The organism is Citrobacter sp. RHBSTW-01013, from assembly GCF_013781985.1.
GTDB classification, from domain to species: Bacteria; Pseudomonadota; Gammaproteobacteria; order Enterobacterales; family Enterobacteriaceae; genus Citrobacter; species Citrobacter braakii.
In genome coordinates, this window is sequence record NZ_CP056185.1 from 328,784 (window position 1) to 352,016 (window position 23,233).

23 protein-coding genes are annotated in these 23,233 nt (G+C 52.0%); 13 read left to right on the forward strand and 10 right to left on the reverse strand.

All coding sequences use genetic code 11. From position 1 onward, the window contains the following. Positions 1-9: 9 nt before the first annotated feature. The 7 genes from livF to ugpQ all read left to right on the forward strand — a co-directional run bounded on the left by livF (position 10) and on the right by ugpQ (position 6,326). A complete protein-coding gene (livF, locus tag HV350_RS01620) occupies positions 10-723 on the forward strand; it encodes a high-affinity branched-chain amino acid ABC transporter ATP-binding protein LivF (RefSeq protein ID WP_085951092.1) in 714 nt (237 codons plus the stop codon). Positions 724-824: 101 nt separating this feature from the next. Further along, on the forward strand, positions 825-1,106 hold the full coding sequence (locus HV350_RS01625) for a hypothetical protein (RefSeq protein ID WP_181629666.1): 282 nt from the start codon (positions 825-827) through the stop codon (positions 1,104-1,106). Positions 1,107-1,354: 248 nt separating this feature from the next. Further along, positions 1,355-2,671, forward strand: a complete 1,317-nt coding sequence (gene ugpB / locus HV350_RS01630; protein WP_016154831.1) for a sn-glycerol-3-phosphate ABC transporter substrate-binding protein UgpB — start codon at positions 1,355-1,357, stop codon at positions 2,669-2,671. Between the two features lie 112 nt (positions 2,672-2,783). Next, positions 2,784-3,671 carry a sn-glycerol-3-phosphate ABC transporter permease UgpA gene (ugpA, locus tag HV350_RS01635; protein WP_016154830.1) on the forward strand — a complete coding sequence of 296 codons (888 nt, stop codon included), beginning with the start codon at positions 2,784-2,786 and terminating at the stop codon, positions 3,669-3,671. Further along, positions 3,668-4,513, forward strand: a complete 846-nt coding sequence (gene ugpE / locus HV350_RS01640) for a sn-glycerol-3-phosphate ABC transporter permease UgpE (protein WP_181629667.1) — start codon at positions 3,668-3,670, stop codon at positions 4,511-4,513. The genes ugpA and ugpE overlap by 4 nt, the downstream gene beginning before the upstream one ends. Before the next feature lie 2 nt (positions 4,514-4,515). Next, positions 4,516-5,586, forward strand: a complete 1,071-nt coding sequence (locus HV350_RS01645; protein ID WP_016154829.1) for a sn-glycerol-3-phosphate import ATP-binding protein UgpC — start codon at positions 4,516-4,518, stop codon at positions 5,584-5,586. Continuing rightward, positions 5,583-6,326 carry a glycerophosphodiester phosphodiesterase gene (gene ugpQ, locus HV350_RS01650; protein WP_181629669.1) on the forward strand — a complete coding sequence of 248 codons (744 nt, stop codon included), beginning with the start codon at positions 5,583-5,585 and terminating at the stop codon, positions 6,324-6,326. Before HV350_RS01645 ends, ugpQ begins: the two co-directional genes overlap by 4 nt. On the opposite strand, the gene HV350_RS01655 is transcribed toward ugpQ, so the two are convergent. Further along, positions 6,323-6,763 (reverse strand): DUF2756 family protein, encoded by a 441-nt coding sequence (locus tag HV350_RS01655; protein WP_016154827.1) that lies wholly within the window; start codon positions 6,761-6,763, stop codon positions 6,323-6,325. The genes ugpQ and HV350_RS01655 overlap by 4 nt on opposite strands. Before the next feature lie 118 nt (positions 6,764-6,881). Between HV350_RS01655 and ggt the strand changes: the two genes are divergently transcribed. Next, on the forward strand, positions 6,882-8,627 hold the full coding sequence (gene ggt, locus HV350_RS01660; RefSeq protein WP_046274514.1) for a gamma-glutamyltransferase: 1,746 nt from the start codon (positions 6,882-6,884) through the stop codon (positions 8,625-8,627). 44 nt (positions 8,628-8,671) lie between these two features. On the opposite strand, the gene HV350_RS01665 is transcribed toward ggt, so the two are convergent. From HV350_RS01665 to yhhY, 6 genes are all read right to left on the reverse strand, one after another. Continuing rightward, positions 8,672-9,706, reverse strand: coding sequence for a phosphotriesterase (locus HV350_RS01665; protein WP_049283111.1), 1,035 nt, complete (start codon positions 9,704-9,706; stop codon positions 8,672-8,674). After that, positions 9,703-10,674, reverse strand: coding sequence for a DMT family transporter (locus tag HV350_RS01670; RefSeq protein WP_049283110.1), 972 nt, complete (start codon positions 10,672-10,674; stop codon positions 9,703-9,705). The genes HV350_RS01665 and HV350_RS01670 overlap by 4 nt, the downstream gene beginning before the upstream one ends. A gap of 53 nt (positions 10,675-10,727) precedes the next feature. Further along, positions 10,728-11,489, reverse strand: coding sequence for a glutamine amidotransferase (locus HV350_RS01675; protein ID WP_049283109.1), 762 nt, complete (start codon positions 11,487-11,489; stop codon positions 10,728-10,730). Between the two features lie 15 nt (positions 11,490-11,504). Further along, complete coding sequence (locus HV350_RS01680) at positions 11,505-12,719, reverse strand: PfkB family carbohydrate kinase (protein ID WP_049283108.1); 1,215 nt, start codon at positions 12,717-12,719, stop codon at positions 11,505-11,507. A gap of 324 nt (positions 12,720-13,043) precedes the next feature. Then, positions 13,044-13,928, reverse strand: a complete 885-nt coding sequence (locus HV350_RS01685; RefSeq protein WP_181629671.1) for a hypothetical protein — start codon at positions 13,926-13,928, stop codon at positions 13,044-13,046. 46 nt (positions 13,929-13,974) lie between these two features. Beyond that, the gene (yhhY, locus tag HV350_RS01690; protein ID WP_016154824.1) at positions 13,975-14,463 is read right to left on the reverse strand and encodes an N-acetyltransferase; all 489 of its coding nucleotides are present in this window, start codon (positions 14,461-14,463) and stop codon (positions 13,975-13,977) included. A gap of 456 nt (positions 14,464-14,919) precedes the next feature. Between yhhY and HV350_RS01695 the strand changes: the two genes are divergently transcribed. The 5 genes from HV350_RS01695 to gntU all read left to right on the forward strand — a co-directional run bounded on the left by HV350_RS01695 (position 14,920) and on the right by gntU (position 20,007). Then, positions 14,920-15,957 carry an oxidoreductase gene (locus HV350_RS01695; protein ID WP_046274517.1) on the forward strand — a complete coding sequence of 346 codons (1,038 nt, stop codon included), beginning with the start codon at positions 14,920-14,922 and terminating at the stop codon, positions 15,955-15,957. A gap of 123 nt (positions 15,958-16,080) precedes the next feature. Continuing rightward, positions 16,081-16,776, forward strand: coding sequence for a quercetin 2,3-dioxygenase (gene yhhW, locus HV350_RS01700; RefSeq protein ID WP_016154822.1), 696 nt, complete (start codon positions 16,081-16,083; stop codon positions 16,774-16,776). Positions 16,777-16,999: 223 nt separating this feature from the next. Beyond that, positions 17,000-17,995 carry a gluconate operon transcriptional repressor GntR gene (gntR, locus tag HV350_RS01710; protein ID WP_016157654.1) on the forward strand — a complete coding sequence of 332 codons (996 nt, stop codon included), beginning with the start codon at positions 17,000-17,002 and terminating at the stop codon, positions 17,993-17,995. A 141-nt stretch (positions 17,996-18,136) separates the two neighbouring features. Continuing rightward, on the forward strand, positions 18,137-18,667 hold the full coding sequence (gntK, locus tag HV350_RS01715; RefSeq protein WP_003023475.1) for a gluconokinase: 531 nt from the start codon (positions 18,137-18,139) through the stop codon (positions 18,665-18,667). Continuing rightward, the gene (gene gntU, locus HV350_RS01720) at positions 18,667-20,007 is read left to right on the forward strand and encodes a gluconate transporter (RefSeq protein ID WP_016154820.1); all 1,341 of its coding nucleotides are present in this window, start codon (positions 18,667-18,669) and stop codon (positions 20,005-20,007) included. Before gntK ends, gntU begins: the two co-directional genes overlap by 1 nt. 94 nt (positions 20,008-20,101) lie before the next feature. Here gntU and HV350_RS01725 read toward each other — a convergent pair whose 3' ends face one another. The 3 genes from HV350_RS01725 to yhgN all read right to left on the reverse strand — a co-directional run bounded on the left by HV350_RS01725 (position 20,102) and on the right by yhgN (position 23,063). Next, positions 20,102-20,548, reverse strand: a complete 447-nt coding sequence (locus HV350_RS01725) for a hypothetical protein (RefSeq protein WP_181629672.1) — start codon at positions 20,546-20,548, stop codon at positions 20,102-20,104. A 410-nt stretch (positions 20,549-20,958) separates the two neighbouring features. Next, positions 20,959-22,307 (reverse strand): IS3 family transposase gene (locus HV350_RS01730; protein ID WP_161623425.1). Its coding sequence is split into 2 segments (ribosomal slippage): positions 20,959-21,857 and positions 21,857-22,307, totalling 1,350 coding nucleotides; the frame shifts between segments, so codons are not numbered across the junction. Between the two features lie 162 nt (positions 22,308-22,469). Continuing rightward, entirely contained in the window at positions 22,470-23,063 is a 594-nt protein-coding gene (gene yhgN, locus HV350_RS01735; RefSeq protein ID WP_003023480.1) for an NAAT family transporter YhgN, read from the reverse strand. Positions 23,064-23,233 lie beyond the last annotated feature (170 nt).

Here is a 23,233-nt window from a genome sequence, read left to right on the forward strand (position 1 = left end):
ACGCATAATATGGAAAAAGTCATGTTGTCCTTTGACAAAGTCAGCGCCCACTACGGCAAGATACAGGCGCTGCACGACGTCAGCTTGTATATCAATCAAGGTGAAATCGTGACGCTTATCGGCGCCAACGGCGCGGGAAAAACCACGCTGCTTGGTACGCTGTGTGGCGATCCGCGTGCGACAAGTGGGCGAATTGTCTTTGATGGTAAAGACATTACCGACTGGCAGACGGCGAAAATCATGCGCGAAGCGGTAGCGATTGTTCCGGAAGGGCGTCGCGTGTTTTCCCGCATGACGGTGGAAGAGAACCTGGCGATGGGCGGTTTCTTTGCCGAAAAGGACCAGTTTCAGGAACGCATCAAGTGGGTGTATGACCTGTTTCCCCGCCTGCATGAACGTCGAATTCAGCGTGCGGGCACGATGTCCGGCGGTGAACAGCAGATGCTGGCGATAGGCCGTGCGCTGATGAGTCAGCCGCGGCTGCTGCTGCTTGATGAACCGTCGCTGGGTCTGGCGCCGATTATCATCCAGCAGATCTTCAACACCATCGAACAACTGCGCGAGCAGGGGATGACAATCTTCCTCGTCGAACAGAACGCTAACCAGGCGCTGAAGCTCGCCGATCGCGGCTACGTGCTGGAAAATGGTCATGTGGTGCTGGAAGACACCGGTGATGCGTTACTGGCTAACGAAGCAGTGCGCAGCGCGTATCTGGGCGGTTAACATTCTCTGAATGGATAAGGGGGCCTGATATGGCCCCTTTTTATTGCTCTATGTTATTATTGAGAATAGTTATCAATAATAAAAGTGAACATGGAGAAAGGATGATACGTTCCGGTATCTGCATGATGATTGGCGGTTTGTTTTTGACACTTTCATCAAATACCCTGGCCTTAGCACCGCCTGCGTTCGACCCGCGCCACCCTTCAATCTGGGAAGAGAAACCGGACAACTCGTTAGCCCAGTCCAGCTCGCCCTGTGAAGTGTTCACCACCTCTGTCTGCCCGGGCTGGGAAGATGAGAAATCGGATATTCAGCGCGAACGAGAGCGGCGGGAACAGCAGCGTTTACAGAATGAATATGAACGACGCTGGCGTAAAGATTAATGTTCCTTGCTGGCTGCAACAGATAACGTCATCCTGGCCGGGTAAGACATAGCGTTACCCGGCTTTGTTGTGCACCACCCCGCATTTTCCTGTCACTACGCTTTCACCGCCTTGCCATCTGTTTGTCGCCTTACTATCTTTTTTTTGTAATAAAAAAGTTATTTTTCTGTCATTCGAGCATGTCATGTTACCCCCGCGAGCATAAAACGCGTGATATCGCGCATCCGGCACAACAAGAGAGATAACCGATGATATCGTTACGACATACAGCTTTAGGACTGGCACTTAGCCTGGCGTTTGCAGGTCAGGCTCTGGCCGTCACCACTATCCCGTTCTGGCACTCAATGGAAGGTGAACTGGGTAAAGAAGTTGATTCACTGGCGCAACGTTTTAATGCCGCCAATCCCGACTACAAAATTGTTCCGCAGTACAAAGGCAACTACGAGCAGAGCCTGAGCGCAGGTATTGCGGCTTTCCGTACCGGAAACGCACCTGCGTTACTACAGGTTTATGAAGTGGGCACGGCAACGATGATGGCTTCGAAAGCCATTAAACCGGTCTATGAAGTATTCAAAGAGGCTGGTATTAACTTCGATGAGTCTCAGTTCGTGCCGACGGTTTCCGGTTATTACACCGACTCTAAAAGCGGACACTTACTCTCCCAGCCGTTTAACAGCTCCACGCCGGTGCTGTACTACAACAAAGATGCCTTCAAAAAAGCCGGTTTAGACCCTGAGCAGCCGCCAAAAACCTGGCAGGATCTGGCGGAATACACCGCGAAGCTGAAAGCAGCAGGCATGAAGTGCGGCTACGCCAGCGGCTGGCAGGGATGGATTCAGATTGAAAACTTCAGCGCCTGGAATGGTCTGCCGGTAGCCACCAAAAACAACGGCTTTGACGGTACTGACGCGGTGCTGGAATTCAATAAACCGGAACAGGTGAAACATATCGCCCTGCTGGAAGAGTTGAACAAAAAAGGGGATTTCAGCTACTTCGGGCGTAAAGACGAGTCTACCGAGAAGTTCTATAACGGGGATTGTGCCATTACCACCGCCTCTTCCGGTTCTCTGGCTGACATCCGCCACTACGCCAAATTCAACTATGGCGTCGGCATGATGCCGTACGATGCCGATGTGAAGGGCGCGCCGCAGAACGCGATTATCGGGGGAGCCAGCCTGTGGGTGATGCAGGGTAAAGACAAAGCAACCTACGAAGGCGTGGCGCAGTTCCTCAACTTCCTGGCGAAGCCTGAAATTGCTGCCGAATGGCACCAGAAGACCGGCTACCTGCCCATTACCACCGCCGCGTACGACTTGACCCGCGAGCAGGGCTTCTATGATAAGAACCCTGGGGCTGATATCGCCACCCGCCAGATGCTGAACAAGCCACCGTTGCCGTTCACCAAAGGGCTGCGTCTGGGCAACATGCCGCAGATCCGCACCATCGTAGATGAAGAACTGGAAAGCGTCTGGACCGGGAAGAAAACCCCGCAGCAGGCGCTGGATGCTGCCGTTGAGCGTGGCAATCAGTTACTGCGCCGCTTTGAGCAATCGACTAAATCGTAATGTGAAATGCCGGGTGGCGGCTGCGACTCACCCGGCCTACAAATGCGTATAGTTTGTAGGCCGGATACGGTGTGTGCACCGCAATCTGGCACCTTCCAGGAAAAGAACCTACATGTCTTCATCCCGTCCGGTGTTCCGCTCGCGCTGGCTTCCCTATTTGCTGGTGGCCCCGCAGTTGGTTATCACCGTTATTTTCTTTATCTGGCCCGCCGGTGAAGCGCTGTGGTATTCACTACAATCCGTTGATCCGTTTGGTCTTTCTAGCCAGTTTGTCGGACTGGAAAACTTTATCGCGCTGTTTCATGACCCGTACTACCTTGATTCATTCTGGACCACCATTAAGTTCAGTACGTTAGTCACGGTAAGCGGTTTACTGGTGTCGTTATTTTTTGCGGCGCTGGTGAATTACGTGGTACGCGGTAGCCGTTTTTACCAGACGCTGATGCTGTTGCCTTACGCCGTTGCGCCCGCCGTCGCCGCCGTATTGTGGATCTTCCTGTTTAACCCAGGGCGCGGGCTGATTACCCATTTTCTCGGTGAGTTTGGCTATGACTGGAACCATGCGCAAAACAGCGGTCAGGCGATGTTTCTGGTGGTGTTTGCGTCGGTCTGGAAGCAGATTAGTTACAACTTCCTGTTCTTCTTTGCCGCACTACAGTCTATTCCGCGGTCGCTGATTGAAGCCGCCGCGATTGATGGTGCGGGACCGGTTCGCCGCTTCTTTAAGCTGGCGCTGCCGCTGATTGCACCGGTCAGCTTCTTTCTGCTGGTGGTGAATCTGGTTTATGCCTTCTTTGATACCTTCCCGGTGATCGATGCCGCCACGGCGGGTGGGCCGGTACAGGCGACCACTACGTTGATTTATAAGATCTATCGCGAAGGCTTTGTCGGGCTGGATCTCTCCGCCTCGGCCGCCCAATCGGTAGTGCTGATGTTCCTGGTCATTATTTTGACGGTGGTGCAGTTCCGCTATGTGGAAAGTAAGGTGCGTTACCAATGATTGAGAATCGTCGTGGGCTGACAATATTCAGCCATGCCATGTTGATTATGGGGATCATGGTGATCCTGTTTCCGCTGTACGTTGCGTTTGTCGCGGCGACGCTGGATAACAAAGCTGTCTTTGAAACGCCGATGACACTGGTTCCCGGCACACAGCTGCTGGAAAACATGAAATACATCTGGGTCAACGGCGTGGGCGTTAACAGCGCGCCGTTCTGGCTGATGATGCTCAATAGTTTCATCATGGCGTTCAGTATTACGGTAGGGAAAATCACCGTCTCTATGCTCTCCGCATTCGCCATCGTCTGGTTCCGCTTTCCACTGCGTAACCTGTTCTTCTGGATGATTTTTATCACGCTGATGCTGCCGGTCGAGGTGCGTATTTTCCCGACGGTGGAAGTGATCGCCAACCTGAAAATGCTCGACAGCTATGCGGGTCTGACGCTGCCGTTAATGGCATCGGCGACTGCGACGTTCCTGTTCCGGCAGTTTTTTATGACCCTGCCGGATGAATTGGTTGAGGCGGCGCGTATTGACGGCGCGTCACCGATGCGTTTTTTCCGCGATATTGTACTACCGCTGTCAAAAACCAATCTGGCGGCGCTGTTTGTGATCACCTTTATCTACGGCTGGAACCAGTATTTGTGGCCGTTGTTAATTATTACCGATGTCAATTTGGGCACTGCGGTGGCAGGTATCAAAGGCATGATTGCTACTGGTGAAGGCACCACGCAGTGGAATCAGGTAATGGCAGCCATGCTGCTGACGATCATCCCTCCGGTAATCATCGTGTTAGCCATGCAGCGTGCCTTCGTACGTGGCTTGGTCGATAGTGAGAAATAAAAATGGCTGGTTTAAAACTACAGGCAGTAACCAAAAGCTGGGACGGCAAAACCCAGGTGATTAAACCGCTGACGCTGGATGTCGCGGACGGAGAATTTATCGTGATGGTTGGCCCATCCGGCTGCGGTAAGTCAACGCTGCTACGGATGGTGGCCGGGCTTGAACGGGTGAGCGGCGGCGATATCTGGATTGATAATAAACGCGTCACCGAAATGGAGCCTAAGGATCGCGGCATTGCGATGGTCTTTCAGAACTACGCGCTCTACCCACATATGAGCGTGGAAGAAAATATGGCCTGGGGGCTGAAAATCCGTGGGATGGGCAAGGAGCATATTGCCGAACGGGTGAAAGAAGCGGCGCGTATTCTCGAGCTGGGTGAACTGCTCAAGCGTCGTCCGCGCGAGCTTTCCGGCGGTCAGCGCCAGCGTGTGGCGATGGGGCGGGCGATTGTCCGTGACCCAGCGGTATTCCTGTTTGATGAGCCGCTGTCTAACCTCGATGCCAAGCTGCGCGTACAGATGCGTCTGGAGTTACAACATCTGCATCGCCGACTGAAAACCACCTCACTGTATGTGACGCACGATCAGGTTGAAGCGATGACCCTCGCCCAGCGGGTGATGGTGATGAACAAAGGCATTGCCGAGCAGATCGGCACGCCGGTTGAGGTATATGAAAAGCCTGCCAGCCGCTTTGTGGCGAGTTTTATCGGCAGCCCGGCGATGAATCTGCTGGACGGGCGCATCAGCGCCTCGGGCACCCATTTTGAGCTGGATGACGGCATGACGTTGCCCCTCGGCAGAAGCGCGAGGGAGTCTGGTGGGCGTAACATGACGTTGGGTATCCGCCCGGAGCATATTGCGCTAAGCTCGCAGGCCGAAGGCGGCGTGCCGTTGGTCGTCGACACGCTGGAAATGCTGGGAGCGGATAACCTGGCACACGGACGTTGGGGTGAGCAAAAGCTGGTGGTGCGACTGGCGCATCAGCATCGCCCGACGGCAGGCAGCACGCTGTGGCTGCATCTGCCAGAAAATCATCTGCATCTTTTTGATGGCGAAACAGGACAACGCGTATGAGTAACTGGCCTTACCCCCATATCGTCGCCCATCGCGGCGGCGGTAAGCTGGCACCGGAAAACACCCTGGCGGCGATCGACATGGGGGCGCGATACGGGCATACCATGATTGAGTTTGACGCTAAATTGTCGAAAGACGGTGAGATCTTCTTGCTGCATGACGACAACCTGGAACGCACCAGCAATGGTTGGGGTGTGGCAGGCGAGCTGAACTGGCAGGATTTATTGCGCGTGGACGCCGGTGGCTGGTTTAGCGGTGAGTTTAAAGGCGAACCGCTACCGCTGCTCTCGCAAGTGGCCGAGCGCTGCCGTCAGCACGGTATGATGGCGAATATTGAAATTAAACCCACCACCGGCACCGGAACGTTAACCGGCAAAGCCGTAGCGCTGGCCGCTTGGGAACTGTGGGCGGGAATGACACCACCGCTGTTGTCATCCTTTGAAATTGACGCGCTTGCAGCGGCGCAGCAGGCGGCGCCTGAACTGCCGAGAGGCTTACTGCTTGATGAGTGGCGCGAGGACTGGCGTGAGCTGACAACGCGGCTGGGTTGCGTCTCTATTCATCTTAATCACAAGCTGCTGGATGAAGCGCGCGTGGATGCGCTGCGCGACGCAGGGCTGCGTATTCTGGTGTATACCGTCAACCGACCCCAGCGCGCGGCGGAACTGCTGCGCTGGGGAGTGGACTGCATCTGTACCGATGCCATTGATACGATTTGTCCGGATTTCCAGCCCTGTTAAGGCCCAATTGTTTTTAACGGAACGTTAGGCTGCGGCGTGCTGGAGGGCTTCAGCATGTCGCCGTTCTTTTTCTCCGACAGCATATGTTGCTTATTCAGCGAGCTGTCCGGGTTACGGGGTCCACTTAACATCCCACCGTTGCTGTTGGGCAGCATTTGCTGCTGGCTGGAATTAAACTCGCCAGGCTGAGACTGAAGGACGCGCTGGGAGTTGGAATTGATTTGGTTTTCCATATGCTGTTGTTGCATACGCGTCTGCGTTTGCAACTGCTGATTGAGCATCCCTTTCTGCTGAATCTGCTGCGATTGCATTTGGGTTTGCATACGCTGCTGGCTCGGGATCTGATAACCGGGTTGATTCGGGTTATTCATGGTGTTGATGGGCTGCGCAAAGCCTGCAAACGGCAACAGCATGGCTAAAAGTAAGAGTCGTTTCATCGCTTTTCTCCTCTCGGGGATCTCTTAAGTTTACTCCTTTCTCGCCGTTACGATGATTATTTCAGAGTTATGCACCAGGCTTAGTGGGGGCTGACCCCCATACATCTGGAGAATAACGATGATAAAACCGACGTTTTTACGCCGGGTAGCCATTGCTGCTCTGCTCTCAGGAAGTTGTTTTAGCGTTGCTGCCGCTCCGGCTGCACCGCCGCCGGTATCATACGGTGTTGAGGAGGATGTGTTCCATCCCGTGCGTGCGCAGCAGGGGATGGTGGCCTCCGTGGATGCGCTTGCCACTCAGGTGGGGGTGGATATTCTTAAACAGGGTGGGAATGCCGTCGATGCCGCCGTGGCCGTTGGCTACGCGCTGGCGGTGACGCATCCCCAGGCGGGCAATCTGGGCGGTGGCGGTTTTATGCTGCTGCGTACCAAAGACGGTAACACCACGGCGATTGATTTTCGCGAAATGGCCCCTGCTGGCGCGACCCGCGACATGTTCCTTGATGAGCAGGGCAACGCCGATGCGAAAAAGTCGCTGACGTCGCATCTGGCATCCGGTACGCCGGGTACCGTCGCGGGTTTCTCGCTGGCGCTGGAGAAATACGGCACGATGCCGCTGAACAAAGTGGTACGTCCGGCGATGAAGCTGGCGGAAGAGGGCTTTGTGGTTAATGACGCACTGGCCGACGATCTGAAAACCTATGGCAGTGAAGTGCTCCCTAATCACGAGAACAGCAAAGCCATTTTCTGGAAAGACGGCGAGCCACTGAAAAAAGGCGATAAGCTGGTACAAAAGAACCTGGCGAAAAGCCTGGAAATGATTGCCGAAAGCGGCCCGGATGCGTTTTATAAAGGGGCTATTGCCGATCAGATCGCCGGGGAAATGCAGAAGAACGGCGGGCTGATGACCAAAGAGGACTTAGCCAGCTATAAAGCCGTGGAGCGTACGCCGATTAGCGGTGACTATCGCGGGTATCAGGTCTTCTCCATGCCGCCGCCGTCCTCTGGCGGTATTCACATCGTGCAGATCCTCAATATTCTTGAAAACTTTGATATGAAGAAGTACGGGTTTGGTAGCGCCGACGCCATGCAGGTCATGGCTGAAGCGGAGAAATATGCCTACGCTGACCGCTCGGAGTATCTGGGCGATCCCGATTTTGTGAAAGTGCCATGGCAGGCTCTGACCAACAAAGCCTATGCTAAAACGCTTGCCGATCAGATTGATATCAACAAGGCTAAGCCTTCCAGCCAGATTAAGCCTGGCAAGCTCGCCCCGTATGAAAGCAATCAGACCACTCACTTCTCGGTGGTGGATAAAGACGGCAATGCCGTGGCGGTGACCTATACCCTGAATACCACCTTCGGGACCGGTATTGTGGCGGGTAACACTGGCATTCTGCTCAATAATGAAATGGACGACTTCTCTGCCAAGCCGGGCGTACCGAACGTATACGGTCTGGTAGGCGGCGATGCCAACGCGGTCGGACCGAAGAAGCGTCCGCTGTCATCTATGTCGCCGACTATCGTGGTAAAAGATGGGAAAACCTGGCTGGTTACCGGCAGCCCAGGCGGGAGTCGAATTATCACTACTGTGTTGCAAATGGTGGTCAACAGCATTGATTTCGGGATGAACGTCGCCGAAGCGACCAACGCACCACGCTTCCATCATCAGTGGTTGCCGGATGAGCTTCGTATTGAGAAGGGCTTCAGCCCGGATACAATTAAGCTGCTGGAGCAAAAAGGACAGAAAGTGGCGCTGAAAGAAGCGATGGGCAGCACGCAGAGCATTATGGTTGGACCGGATGGTGCACTGTATGGCGCGTCCGACCCACGTTCCGTGGATGATTTAACGGCGGGGTATTGATTGTTGATTAATAGCCCGGCATCAGGCGCCGGGCTATATGTTAGTTACGCCGTGAGTAACCGCGCCGGATTATCAATACAGAGCTTGCGAAGAGTATCGTTATCTACGCCACGGGCAGCCAGATAGGCGAGGAAAACATTTGGGACAAATCCCCAACCATTCCCCCCATTTTTTGCCCACATCTGTTTGAGAAAAACATCATGGCTTAATACGATCTGGTCGGCGTAACCCAGTTCAATCAGATGTGCTACCGCATCTGCGGTGTCCTGAACACCTGGGGCGATACCTTCTTTGGGGAAAGTAATGTCCAGACCAATCATGTCAAATTCAAGCCATACGCCGCGGTCAAGCATTTTACGTTGATAGGCAACATCCTTTCCTGAAGGGTCTGAGTGCGCCAGCGAAACTTTTGCCGGAGAGACGTTCATCTCTTCAAGGACAATATCCAGTACCTCATCACCCAGCCGCAGCCACCCTGGCATATGGATATTCATTGCCGTATGGGGATTATTACGTTGTGCCAGAGACGCCGCGCGCAGGCTGTTGCGCTCAGCTTGGGTAAAAGCGGGTGATACGCCAATTTCACCGATCATACCGGCGCGAATATCCGTCTCGCCAATCCCCTGATTCAGTTCCTTATCAATAAGTGAGGCTAATAACTCGACAGGTTTGTGGATCCTGGCGCTTTCAAACTTTTCCAGATAAGGTCCTGATGAAGCAACGATATTCAAACCAGTTTTTAATGCCACTTCCCGCAATGAAGTGGCGTCCCGACCAATAGATTCAGAACCCGTCGCGTCGACAATCGTCCTGCCTCCCAGTGACATGAAGTTATTGATTTCAAAGATGACATCATCAATCTCTTTTCTGTCCATGTTATCGGCGCAGCAGTACGGGTCGTGTTTCAGTCCCCACTGCAGGTCAGCACTGACTTTCTTTCCCACCAACTGCTGTGAAAAAGCATACTGTGGCTCGTCAACAACGGATGACAAATCGTTAAACAGGTGCTCATGCGGTAGCGTCAGACCCATTTCTGAGTGTGCCACTGGGCCCGTTACGGTTTGCAGGAAGCCTTTCATCCTGACACCTCCATTTTTTTCGCCATTTTGGATGCTCTGTATTCGGGGATGGTGGTAACAATTGCACCTACTAACGCGAATAATGTACCGATGATGGTGACCAGATAGACCGTATTGCCTAATGATGGGATTAACTCATCAATCAACACCGATCCCAGTAACTGACCCGCGGTAGAGGCGACACCCAGCATTAATAGTCCTAAGCCTCTGACCAGAATCGCCATCAGCCCGATGGACAGCAGACCCAGCGGGCCACCGAGATACATCCACCACGTATCGGGTAACTGGACGGTGACATGCCCTAATGCGACACGTATCGCCAGCGCTGCACCCAGGACACAAAAGCCGACGATGAAGTTCCAGGTAATGGAAACCAGCATGGATCCCGTTGCCTCGGCGACTTTGGCATTCCCCGCAGGCTGCCAGCCAGCGAGTAATCCTGCCAAAAATGGAAGGATAGCCAGTAGGATAAACGAGGTTGAGTGCCACTGTGGCGACACGACAAAAATCGTGGCAATAACAGCGAACAATGCGCCAGTAACGCGCCATGGCGTGAAATATTTCTTCTCATCCACACCGACGCCAAAGCGGTCGCACAACAGGCCGGAAAGGAGCAGGGCGGAAATTAAAGCAGTTTGAAAAGTGGCAACGCCTAACGCGCTGGCTGATGCGCCTTCAGAAAATACGACCATCGCCCCGCATAACCCGGCAAACCAATTCCACAAGGGGATTTTCCGCTTTTTAATCAGCGTAGGGATCGACGCGAATTGATGGCGTGTTTCTTTACGCGCAATAATAATAAAAAACATGACGACCAGACCGCTGGCGAAAGAGATTACTGCGCAAGCATTACCATCCTGCAACCAGTGTCCCAATTGCCCATTAACGGCAGACTGCATTGGGGAAAGCATACCGGCTAAGATGGTTGCAAGCATCAGTAAGGGGGTTGAGTACTTATTCTTGTTCATACATCAATCCTTATATTTTATAAAAGGAGTAACTTTCGTTACTCCATTGTTTTTTATTTTCTGGCGATGAATTGAAGCGTGTTAACCCACAGGTCGGTATAAAACGGCCAGGACATGAATTGCTGAGTTCCCCAGTGCGGCGAACAGTCACTCATAAAACAGGCGGTTTTACCCTGTTGGTATTTACCGAACACTAATAGAGGGTCATTATTTATTGTTAATACGACATCAGCATCTTCTCTGGCGACAACCTGGTTATATCCAAGAAATATCGGGTAGTCTGAGAATCCGTCTACAACAGGATGTTCAGGCGAGACAGCCTCAGCGTAGATACCCTCTGGTTTTTCTACTCGGTCATCGCCGTCAAGCATAATAACTGGCAAGACCTCGGCAAGAATGGTGTTCTTGTAATTGGCCTTTGCCTCAATACCCATAAATGACAGATAGCCGCCAATCATAAGCAGACCACCACCATTTTTGACGTACTCTTTAATTGATTCCAGAGCATTTGGCTTTATTTTGAGCTGATAGAATGTCTCGTTTTGCAACAGGAATGTATTGCTGCCGATATCGCTAATGACAATGACATCATAACGGTTTAGTTCATCAATGCTTTCTGGAAATGCGATTTGTACGGTGTGAGCAGGCATGTAATCAATTTCCACACCACCTTTCTTTAAGCATTCCAGTAACCATGTAGCGCCTTCTTCATATTTACTGGAGGTAAAGCTGTCATAACCTTTTGAATGAATCATGTGAATATGCCAGGATTCTCCAATAAAGAGCACCTTTAGTTTTTTCTGCGTATTGTTCATAGTCTGCTCCTTGATTTAGTGAGTTGAGATAGTTTGTTTGTAATGTGAACTCTGAATGCGATGTAGAACGGATTCGTTTTCTGGCATGTCAGAGGCATTGGGTGTTTCAACAGCAAGCGAGGCGAATGCGCTGGCGTAGCATAATGCGGATGCCAGTGATTTTCCTTTAGCAAGGCCAGATGCGAGTGCGCCATTGAAGGCGTCGCCAGCTCCTGCGGTGTTTTTTACAACTGCCGGGAATGCCGGAGAATAGATGAATTGCGTTCCGTCATAAGCGAGAGATCCTTTGCTACCTAAAGTAATAATGGTATTTTTTACACCTTTCTGATGAATAATCTTCGCTGCACATTTGGCTGACTCAATGTCATTGACGGACATGTTTGCCAGGAGACCCGCTTCGGTTTCATTTGGCGTAATATAATCGATGTCATCAATGATGGTATTGACCATTTCATTGTATGGCGCTGGATTGATAATTACCGGTATGTCATTTTTTTGTGCGAGACGAATTGTTTGCTGAAGCGCCTCGTAATTTGTCTCCAGTTGTACAAGAACAATATCTGAATGAATAATGGCTTCTTTTTGTATGGTGATTTCATCAGGTGAAATTGTCATATTAGCACCGGGATAGATAGCGATGACGTTATCCCCGGTATCTCCATTCACCATGATGGTAGCTGTACCAGTTTGTGTTTCTTTGGTCTGGTAGATTACACTTTTATGGATTTTTGATGAGTTTATAAAATTAATGGCGTAATCACTAAAATGGTCTGACCCTACTTTAGTAATAAAATGCACATCAGAATCGGCATAGCTTGCCGCTAAAGCTTGATTACATCCTTTCCCGCCTGGCGAAAAAATAAATTTATCGGCAAGTAATGATTCTCCTGTCGAGGGTAGCCTCGGTAGGTAACTGATAATATCAACATTGAACGAGCCAATAACACATACATTATTTTTCATGGCAGAGAGACCTTTTTTTATTTTCTGCGCTGATTCATATTTTTCCAGCACATAAGCAATTTCGTTTTTTGCAACGTTATCAAGAGAATCAAGGGTAATAAATGCACCACCATGACAGCGAGTGAGATATCCCTGTCCGGCAAGTTCATTGAGATCTGAGCGAATGGTTTCTTTTGTTACCTTGAGACTTTTCGCCAGATTTGAAACTTTTACAACTCCCGAAATACTGATTTCTTTCAATATTCTATGATGGCGTTCAAATTTCATTTTTTACCTCACCGTGGTTAAGTTAGTCCCAGGAGAAGTATATTGTTGTGATTGTCACCATAAAGTGATGGCAGAAACCAAAAAAAAACAAAAATGTAATATTAATATTATTAACGTTACGAAAAATAGCGATGAAGATAAAAAGATGAATAACCATATAATTCAGGTGGTTGTTAGGCCTGAACATGACGGCGGGGGAAACGATAGACTGCAATCAAAAACTCTATGCCAGGGCCGGATAGCGCTTCCGCTCCTGAATTTAACGGCGAGATATAAAGGATAATGGCCTACAGCGTTCAGAACGATGTCGGCCTTATTGGTTGGTTATGGCGCATATCCCTGCAGTGACTCAGACCAGCGGAATATTTGGCTGCTTTTATCCTGCAGGTTTACGCGCTCTAAATCATAAAACCCGTGCGTTTTTGCCGAACGCATTTTGAGGATATATTTACTTTCGCTGATGTCGTGCTGTCTTGTACCGTCTTTATTCCACTCTCCGGCGATGTCCGTATATTGATAAACAAGGTCGGAATACACGTTGATTATCCTGTTGTCTTTGATCGCATAGAGCTCCAGCACTTCATAAAATGCGCCGCCGCCGGAATACGCCTCAGAGTATCCACCGCGCACCCCAAACGCCAGCGTATCGGGTGCGATCCGGTACGGTGCCAGATCCAGTTTTGTATAATAGGCCAGCGGTCTGACGGACTCATCATCGCTCTCTTTTTCGGCGGTTTTATTCCACTCAGAGAGTTGGTTTAATGGTTTTTCCGAGCGTGCAATCGGCGTTAGCTGTTGGTTCTGCCAGGAAAAAACGCCGAGATATAATTTATTGGCGCGCCCGTTGCTGTAGTTTTCCGGACAGTTGTTATCCGCGTATTTCTTTGCCTGCCCGGCGTCGGCCGGATTGTCGGCGAAACAGGCGACACCGATATATTTGCCGTCTTTGCCCCAGGCTTTGGCACCCGTGAGGATCAGGTTGTCAGGATCTTCATTCGGCGCAACCCAGGCAATCCACGCGTTCTCAGATAATCCCTGTGGAAGCTCGCCAAATCCTTTGGCAGATGTTGCTCCTGCCATTTGCTCAGCAAAAATCTGTTTACCTTCCGGGTGTTGAATGGTGCTGGGCACGGAATCGAGATTTTGTACGGTAGTGGCGAAAGCAGGGGAGAGTGCTGCCAGCAACACCAGGGGAAGGTACTTTTTCACTCTTGCGTCCTTTCAATAAGAAGGGCGATAAGACTCGCCCTTACATTTATTTCATACGCGCCATAAAGTAGGCATCAACGTATTCACCGTTGCGCAGGCCGTATTTCTTACCTGTGCCTTCGATTTCAAAGCCGTATTTCTTATACACCGCCACGGCCGGCTCATTATCAACAAATACCGTTAGCTCAATACGCTCGACGCGCAGCCAGTTGTCGCACATGTCGATCATCGTGCGAATCAACGCGCTGGCAACGCCGCGATTGTGCCACCGTGCATCCACGCAGATACCAAAATCAGCCACGTGGCTGCGACGCGGGCGTTGCGCGACCTCAATACAGAGATGCCCCACGACGATATCGTCAATACAGGCAACCAGTTGTTTGACCCCGGCTTGCTCGGTTAGCCTCGCTTGCCACATCTCGAGGGAAGGATGAGGAACCTGTAGCGTGTTGTGGTACACCTCCGGCTGGGCGTGGATCTGACGAATTGCGTCGTAATCTTTCGGTTCAGCGTGGCGTATCACTATCTCACTCATTCCTTATCTCCAGCAGGGTTAATTGTGTATTTACACTCGCTGAGAAAGAAAATTCCGTCAACTGCATTTTTTTGCAAAAAGAAGTAGACAAGTGCGAATGAGAATGATTATTATTGCTCTGCGTTCAGGGGAACCCCTACGGAGAACCTGAAAGCACGACATTGCTCACATTGCTTCCAGTATTACTTTAGCCAGCTTTTGCTGGCTTTTTTTTTGAGGTTTTGTGTCTGCCTGGCTTACTTGCCATTTCGTCCCCGGGAAGTGCTCGTGCTCCTCACGTACATTTAGTACGCTCCGGGCCCTGCGCGCTTGCCGTGAACAAACTGCCTGCGACGCCGACGGCCGATCCTGTCGCCCTGTGGTGCAGTTCAAGCGCCATCCGGCAAAGAATCCAACATTCAGTCTCCAGCCGCTTTGCGCTATGGTGTAGACAATCACCTTCGAAAGGATCGTCTCATGACCTTACACTGCGCATTTATTGGTTTTGGTAAAAGCACCACTCGCTACCATTTGCCGTACGTCCTCAACCGCAAAAATAGCTGGCATGTCGCGCACATTTTTCGCCGCCACGCCAAGCCGGAAGAGCAGGCACCACAATATTCACATATTCACTTCACCAGTGACCTTGACGAGATCTTAAACGATCCGCAGGTGAAGCTGGTGATCGTCTGTACCCATGCTGACAGCCATTTTGAATACGCCAAACGCGCGCTGGAAGCGGGTAAAAACGTGTTGGTTGAGAAACCCTTCACGCCGACGCTTGCGCAAGCAAAAGCACTGTTCGAACTGGCGCAAAGCAAAGGACTGACCGTTACGCCATATCAGAACCGTCGTTTTGATTCCTGCTTCCTCACCGCTAAAAAAGCGATTGAGAGCGGCAAGCTCGGCGAAATTGTTGAGGTTGAAAGCCATTTCGATTACTACCGCCCCGAGGCGGAAACCAAGCCGGGACTGCCGCAGGACGGCGCATTCTATGGTCTGGGCGTACACACCATGGATCAGATTATCTCGCTGTTCGGTCGTCCCGATTGCGTGGCCTATGACATCCGCAGCCTGCGCAACAAAGCGAACCCGGACGATACCTTTGAAGCACAGCTGTTCTACGGCTCCCTGAAAGCCATTGTTAAAACCAGTCACTTGGTGAAAATCGACTATCCGAAGTTTATCGTTCACGGTACCAAAGGCTCGTTTGTGAAGTACGGCATCGACCAGCAGGAAACCAGCCTGAAGGCCAATATCATGCCAGGTGAGCCAGGTTTCGCTGCTGACGATTCCATTGGGATGCTGGAGTACGTTAACGATGACGGCCTGACGGTAAAAGAAGAGGTGCAGCCGGAAGTGGGGGATTATGGTCGCGTCTATGATGCGCTTTACCAGACGCTGACAGCCGGTACGCCTAATTACGTCAAGGAATCTGAAGTTCTTACCAACCTGGAACTCCTCGAACGCGCCTTTGAACAGGCTTCTCCGGCGACGATAACTCTCGCCAAATAGCCTGCGCAGACTCCTCTGGGCTTGTTCATTTTTTTTGAACAGAGGAGTCAATTTTCACCCTCTATGATCCCCGGCGGATTGAGTCCACACTTACTCCATCGAAAACATCTGGGGGTGAACACAATGATCTACTTACGCAAAGCTAATGACCGTGGCCACGCTAATCATGGCTGGCTCGATTCCTGGCATACCTTCTCTTTTGCCAACTACTATGATCCAAATTTTATGGGGTTCTCGGCACTGCGCGTGATTAACGATGACGTGATCGACGCAGGTCAGGGCTTTGGCACTCACCCCCATAAAGACATGGAAATCCTGACTTACGTGCTGGAAGGCGCGGTGGAACATCAGGACAGCATGGGGAACAAAGAGCAGGTTCCGGCCGGTGAGTTCCAGATTATGAGCGCCGGGACGGGGATCCGTCACTCGGAGTACAACCCGAGCAATACTGAGAAGCTGCATCTGTATCAGATTTGGATCATGCCGCAGGAAAACGGTATTACCCCACGCTATGAGCAGCGCCGTTTTGATGCCGCTCAGGGTAAACAACTGGTGCTGTCGCCGGATGCCCGTGATGGCTCGCTGAAAGTGTACCAGGATATGGAGCTTTACCGTTGGGCACTGATCAAAGATGAGCAGTCGGTGCATCAGATTGCCGCTGAACGCCGCGTCTGGATCCAGGTAGTAAAAGGTAACGTGACAATTAACGGGACCAAAGCGACCACCAGCGATGGTCTGGCAATCTGGGATGAGCAGGCCATTTCTATTCATGCCGACAGCGACAGCGAAGTGTTGTTGTTTGATCTGCCGCCAGTATAAAAATACACGGCATGCTTAAAGCCGCATCTGTGTTGGCTTTCCTCGCTCACCCCGGTCGCGTACTTAATGTACGCTCCCGGGGATTTACTGCGTCGCCGCCTTGATGCAACTCGAATGATTTTGTGTATTTCTCACAATAAAAAACTCCTTTTTTTCTCTGCAAAGGTTCACGCACGTCCGTGGTAAACTGGGGGAATCTATCCCTTTTTAACGCTTCAGGACGATGAAAAAGAAAAGACCCGTACTTCAGGATGTAGCCGACCGCGTGGGCGTAACCAAAATGACGGTCAGCCGCTTTTTGCGTAACCCGGAGCAGGTCTCCGTGGCGCTGCGGGGCAAAATTGCCGCTGCACTTGATGAGCTGGGTTATATTCCCAATCGCGCTCCTGATATCCTTTCTAACGCCACCAGCCGCGCTATCGGCGTGCTGTTACCGTCTCTTACTAACCAGGTTTTTGCTGAAGTGCTACGCGGCATTGAGGCTGTCACTGACGCTCATGGTTATCAAACCATGCTGGCGCACTACGGCTATAAGCCTGAGATGGAACAAGAGCGTCTGGAATCGATGCTGTCGTGGAATATTGATGGCCTGATCCTCACCGAACGTAGCCATACGCCCCGTACGCTGAAAATGATTGAGGTTGCCGGTATCCCGGTGGTTGAGCTGATGGACAGCCAGTCCCCGTGTCTTGATATTGCCGTGGGATTCGACAACTTCGAAGCCGCGCGTCAGATGACAGCCGCTATCATCGCCCGCGGGCACCGTCATGTTGCCTATCTTGGCGCACGCCTTGATGAACGTACTATCATCAAACAGAGAGGCTACGAGCAGGCAATGCGCGATGCCGACCTGGTGCCGTACAGCGTGATGGTGGAGCAGTCCTCTTCCTACTCCTCCGGTATTGAACTTATCCGTCAGGCGCGGCGTGAATACCCGCAGCTTGATGGTGTCTTTTGTACCAACGATGACCTGGCGGTAGGAGCGGCCTTCGAATGCCAGCGTTTAGGGCTGAAAATCCCTGATGACATGGCGATTGCCGGATTCCACGGTCACGACATCGGGCAGGTGATGGAGCCGCGTCTGGCGAGCGTGCTCACGCCGCGTGAACGCATGGGCAGCATTGGCGCAGAACGTCTGCTGGCGCGCATCCGCGGTGAAGCCGTCACACCTAAAATGTTAGATTTAGGTTTCACCTTGTCACCGGGTGGATCTATTTAAGCCAACAAGTTTGAAGTAGCTCACACTTATACACTTCGAGCACGAATGGATATTGCTTCTCTATTTATCCGGCTGGACAATGTTACCGATAACAGTTACCCGTAACAATTTCCTGATTCTTGTACCAGTGGGGGCAACGCTTTGAGCACGACTAATCATGATCACCACGTTTACGTTCTGATGGGCGTATCGGGCAGCGGTAAATCTGCTGTCGCCAGCGAAGTGGCGCATCAACTGCAGGCCGCGTTTCTTGATGGCGATTTTCTCCATCCGCGCAGCAACATCATGAAAATGGCTTCTGGTGAGCCACTCAACGATGACGACCGCAAACCGTGGTTACAGGCGTTGAATGACGCCGCCTTTGCGATGCAGCGTACCAACAAGGTTTCGCTGATCGTCTGTTCCGCCCTGAAAAAAGTCTATCGCGACCAGCTACGCGACGGTAACCCGAACCTCTCTTTCATCTATCTGAAAGGGGATTTTGACGTTATCGAAAGCCGCCTGAAAGCGCGTAAAGGCCACTTCTTCAAAACGCAGATGCTGGTGACCCAGTTTGAAGCGCTGGAAGAACCGGGTGCGAATGAAAACGATGTACTGGTGGTCGATATCGATCAACCACTGGACGGTGTGGTCGCCAGCACCATTGAGGTTATTAACCAGGGCAGTAAGTAGTGAGTACATTAACGCTTGTTTTAACAGCAGTAGGGTCCGTTTTATTACTGCTGTTTTTAGTGATGAAGGCGCGTATGCACGCCTTCGTTGCTTTGATGGTGGTATCCATTGGTGCAGGTCTCTTTTCCGGTATGCCGCTCGATAAAATCGCGGCGACCATGGAAAAAGGAATGGGAGGCACGCTCGGTTTCCTGGCGATTGTTGTGGCGCTGGGGGCGATGTTCGGCAAGATTTTGCATGAGACCGGAGCTGTCGATCAGATTGCCGTCAAAATGCTGAAATCCTTCGGTCACAGCCGCGCACATTATGCGATTGGCCTGGCCGGTCTGATTTGCGCGCTGCCGCTATTCTTTGAGGTGGCGATTGTGCTGCTGATTAGCGTGGCATTCTCAATGGCGCGCCATACGGGGACAAACCTGGTTAAGCTTGTGATCCCGCTGTTTGCGGGCGTAGCGGCTGCTGCGGCATTCCTGCTGCCTGGGCCTGCGCCGATGCTGCTGGCCTCTCAGATGCACGCCGACTTTGGCTGGATGATCCTGATTGGCCTGTGTGCCGCGATTCCGGGCATGATTATCGCCGGGCCGCTGTGGGGGAATTTCATCAGCCGTTACGTCGAGCTGCACGTACCGGAAGATATTTCCGAGCCGCATCTGGGCGAAGGCAAAATGCCGTCCTTTGGCTTCAGCTTATCGCTTATCCTGCTGCCGCTGGTACTGGTGGGGCTGAAAACCATCGCCGCACGCTTTGTTCCGGTCGGTTCTACAACCTATGAATGGTTCGAGTTTATCGGTCACCCGTTTACCGCGATTCTGGTTGCCTGTCTGGTGGCGATTTACGGTCTGGCGGTGCGCCAGGGCATGCCAAAAGACCGCGTGATGGAGATCTGTGGCCATGCGCTGCAGCCGGCGGGGATTATTCTGCTGGTGATTGGTGCGGGCGGTGTGTTCAAACAGGTTCTGGTTGATTCTGGCGTCGGTCCGGCGCTGGGCGAAGCGTTAACCGGTATGGGCCTGCCGATTGCCATCACCTGCTTCGTGCTGGCGGCGGCTGTGCGTATCATTCAGGGTTCCGCGACTGTAGCCTGCTTAACGGCGGTCGGTCTGGTGATGCCGGTGATTGAGCAACTGAACTACTCCGGTGCCCAGATGGCGGCACTGTCTATCTGTATCGCGGGCGGCTCTATCGTGGTCAGCCACGTTAACGACGCCGGTTTCTGGTTGTTCGGTAAATTTACCGGTGCGACCGAAGCGCAAACCCTGAAGACCTGGACGATGATGGAAACCATCCTCGGCACGGTCGGTGCGATTGTCGGTATGATTGCCTTTCAGCTGTTGAGCTGATGGCATTGCCCGGCGGCGCTTGCGCTTACCGGGCCTGGAAACGAGCACACATCCACACCGTAGGCCGGGTAAGCGCAAGCGCTACCCGGCTTTTTTATAGCACGACCAGCCCTTCTTCTGTTTTCAGCCAGCGCGGCGCTTTTAGCGTATCGGCGAAATAGCCCACCAGATCCTGCAGTAAGTCACCCGCCACTCGTTCCATCTCGTCAGACAGCGTTTTACTCATCAGCAGGTGTGTTAATAACTGACAGTAGCGCCCCATCTGGTCTGGTTCCGGCTCGAAAAGGGGAAAACGGGTCGGGAATGTTTCTACCGTCAGGCTCGCTTGCAGATGCTGCGGTACAGGTTCTGTTAAGGTCGGTTGCAATAACGCGAGACAGGCCGACAGACGTGCACAAATCGCCAGTTTTTCAACCGGGTCATGGCATTCAACCAGCCCTTCGACAAAACGCTCGCAGTTATCCGCCAGTTCGGTGAAATCCGTGGCAGGGCTAAAGGGCAGGGTAAATAAAGAGTGTGAAAAGAGAGGGGTAGTCGCCATAGGGCAGCCTCCAGTATGTTTTATTTAAACCACCACCGGAGAGGCTAATCTCGCGGGTGGCGGAATCGAGCGGAGTTAGCCTTACCGGTCATACTGGATACCGGCGCGTCTTGCGACGCCCCCGCTCGACCCGCCATTGAGACGAAATCGGTCGCACGACATAGAAGTATATGTCGCCAGTATGATTTTCAGAAGGCTAATTCTGGCACCTGGTTTCGCAGGTGCAGCGAGAAGATAATGTTTATCCGCGATGCTGACAAGAGGGCATTCCGGAAGGCACCTCGCAGAAATGAAAATACGTTTTTTCAGCGAGTTAAAAGCGTAAGGAATACCTGAAATTACAGCGGTGCCGGAGAGCCTGGATTGTTAAGGGGGTTGCGTTGTACTGAACCCCATAACCTGGACACTTTTTACATTTCTCTTGATGCCCGGTATTCCACCGGGCTCATACCTGTTTTGAGGCTGATCCTTTCATTATTGAAGTAACAGATATAGCCTTCGATATCCTGCATCAGCACATTCACTGAGTCATACCGGTTACGGTGATACATCTCCACCTTCAGATGGCTGAAGAAGTTTTCCATCACCGCATTATCCAGGCAGTTCCCTTTGCGTGACATACTCTGGGTCACTCCGGCATCTGCCAGCATTGAACGCCACATCGGCGTCCGGTACTGCCAGCCCTGGTCACTGTGTAGCATCAGCCCTGTTTTCCGGACTGGGGCTTTCAGCGCTTGTTCCAGCATCCCGCAGGTCAGGCTCAGCACCGGCTTCTGAGACATCTGCCACGCGATAATTTCGAGATTAAACAGGTCCTGCACCACAGACAGATACAGCTTCTCCTGTCCGATCCTGAACTCTGTCACATCAGTGCACCACTTTTTTCCGCTTTCTTCTGTTCTGAAGCGCCGGGCAAGAAGATTAAGCGAAGCCTGATTACTGTCGTTCATCCACGAACTGTACTTTTTGCGCCGAATCTGACAGAACAGACCCTGCCGCCTCATCAGCTTCCCCACCGTTTTATGGTTCAGTCGGGTACCCCTTCTTCTCAGCTCCGTAGTCATGCGACGATAGCCATAGCACTCCTTGTGTTGCCTGTGGATTGCCGCCATAAGCGGTATTACTTCCGCGTATTTGTCAGGCCTGCTGGCGGGTTTAGCCTGATGATAGTACCAGCTGCTGCGGGGCAGGCTGGCCGCCCGCAGCAGGCATCTCAGCGAGTGGTCAGGCAGCAGCAGGCGGACTAGCCGGGCTTTTTCTGCTGCTCCCTGAGCGCATTTTCCGCTCTCAGGGCCTTCAGCTTTTTTAAATATGCATTCTCCGCCCGCAGATATTCAAGCTCTCTGAGCAGCTCAGGATGCGTCATTTCACTGTAAGGTTTTGCTTCGGAAGGCTGTTTACGTTTGGTCATGGCGGAGCCTGCTCTGGACGGATTAAGTTCCACTGTGCCTTTTGTACGATATCTGTGCAACCAGTTCTGGATCAGCGTCTCATTGGGAATGGCAAAGAGCGCAGAAGCGTCAGCGCTGCTGCAGCGGTTTTCAAGGATATAGTGAACCACACGAAGTTTGAACTCTGCGGAATAAAAACGATGAGGACGATGCTCCAGACCTGTCTCACCCTGCTGCCTGAAGGCGCGTATCCAGCGGGAGAGTGGCGTCCTGCCGACTTTAAACTGGCGTGCAGCTTCAGCAATTCCGGCTTGGCCGGACAGAACGTGCTGAACAGCCGCCAGTCTGAGAGAAAAAGGATGTTTCATTTTGAACCTCCGGAGTCTGAACTGTTTGTCCAGGATCCGGGGTTCAGTACAGCGTAGCCCCCTTAACACGTTCACTGGTGACGAGATCTCAGAGAAGCAATGAGCATAACGTGAACGGAACTGTTCTCCGGGTAACATGCTATCTGAGCCAAAAAGGAGAGATTACCCCTTCATCCACATCCTTACGCCGTCGAGGAACATCTGGGTAGCCATCATCACCAGAATCAGCCCCATCAGGCGCTCCAGTGCGTTCACCCCTTTCTCGCCCAGCAGGCGTAAAAACAGCGAAGACTGCAGCAAAATCACAAAAGTACCACCCCAGGCGATCAGCAGCGCAATCACCAGATGCCCCATCTGGTTCGGATACTGATGTGATAACAGCATTAATGAAGCCAGGATTGTCGGACCGGCTACCAGCGGAATCGCCAGTGGCACGATAAACGGCTCTTCGCCTGCCGGAAGCCCGGTGCTATTCCCGGTGGCGCTGGGGAAAATCATCTTGATGGCGATCAGGAACAAAATGATGCCCCCGGAGATCGAAACGGTTTCCGCGCGCAGGTTAAGAAATGCCAGTATTTTCTCGCCAGCAAACAGGAATATCAGCATCACCAACAGCGCAATGAACAGCTCGCGAATCATAATCGCGCGGCGGCGTTTCGGTTCGGTATGTTTCAATACGGACATGAAAATGGGCAGATTTCCGAGCGGGTCCATAATAAGGATCAATAAAACTGCCGCTGAAATGATTTCATTCATAACTCAAATTCCCTTACTATTACCGCGGACTTTCTGCTTGCTTGCGCAGCGGGATAAGTCGCATTACTGATGGCTTCGCTATCATTGATTAATTTCACTTGCGACTTTGGCTGCTTTTTGTATGGTGAAGGATAGGCCAGTAGGATACTGGTTAGCATACACAGCACACA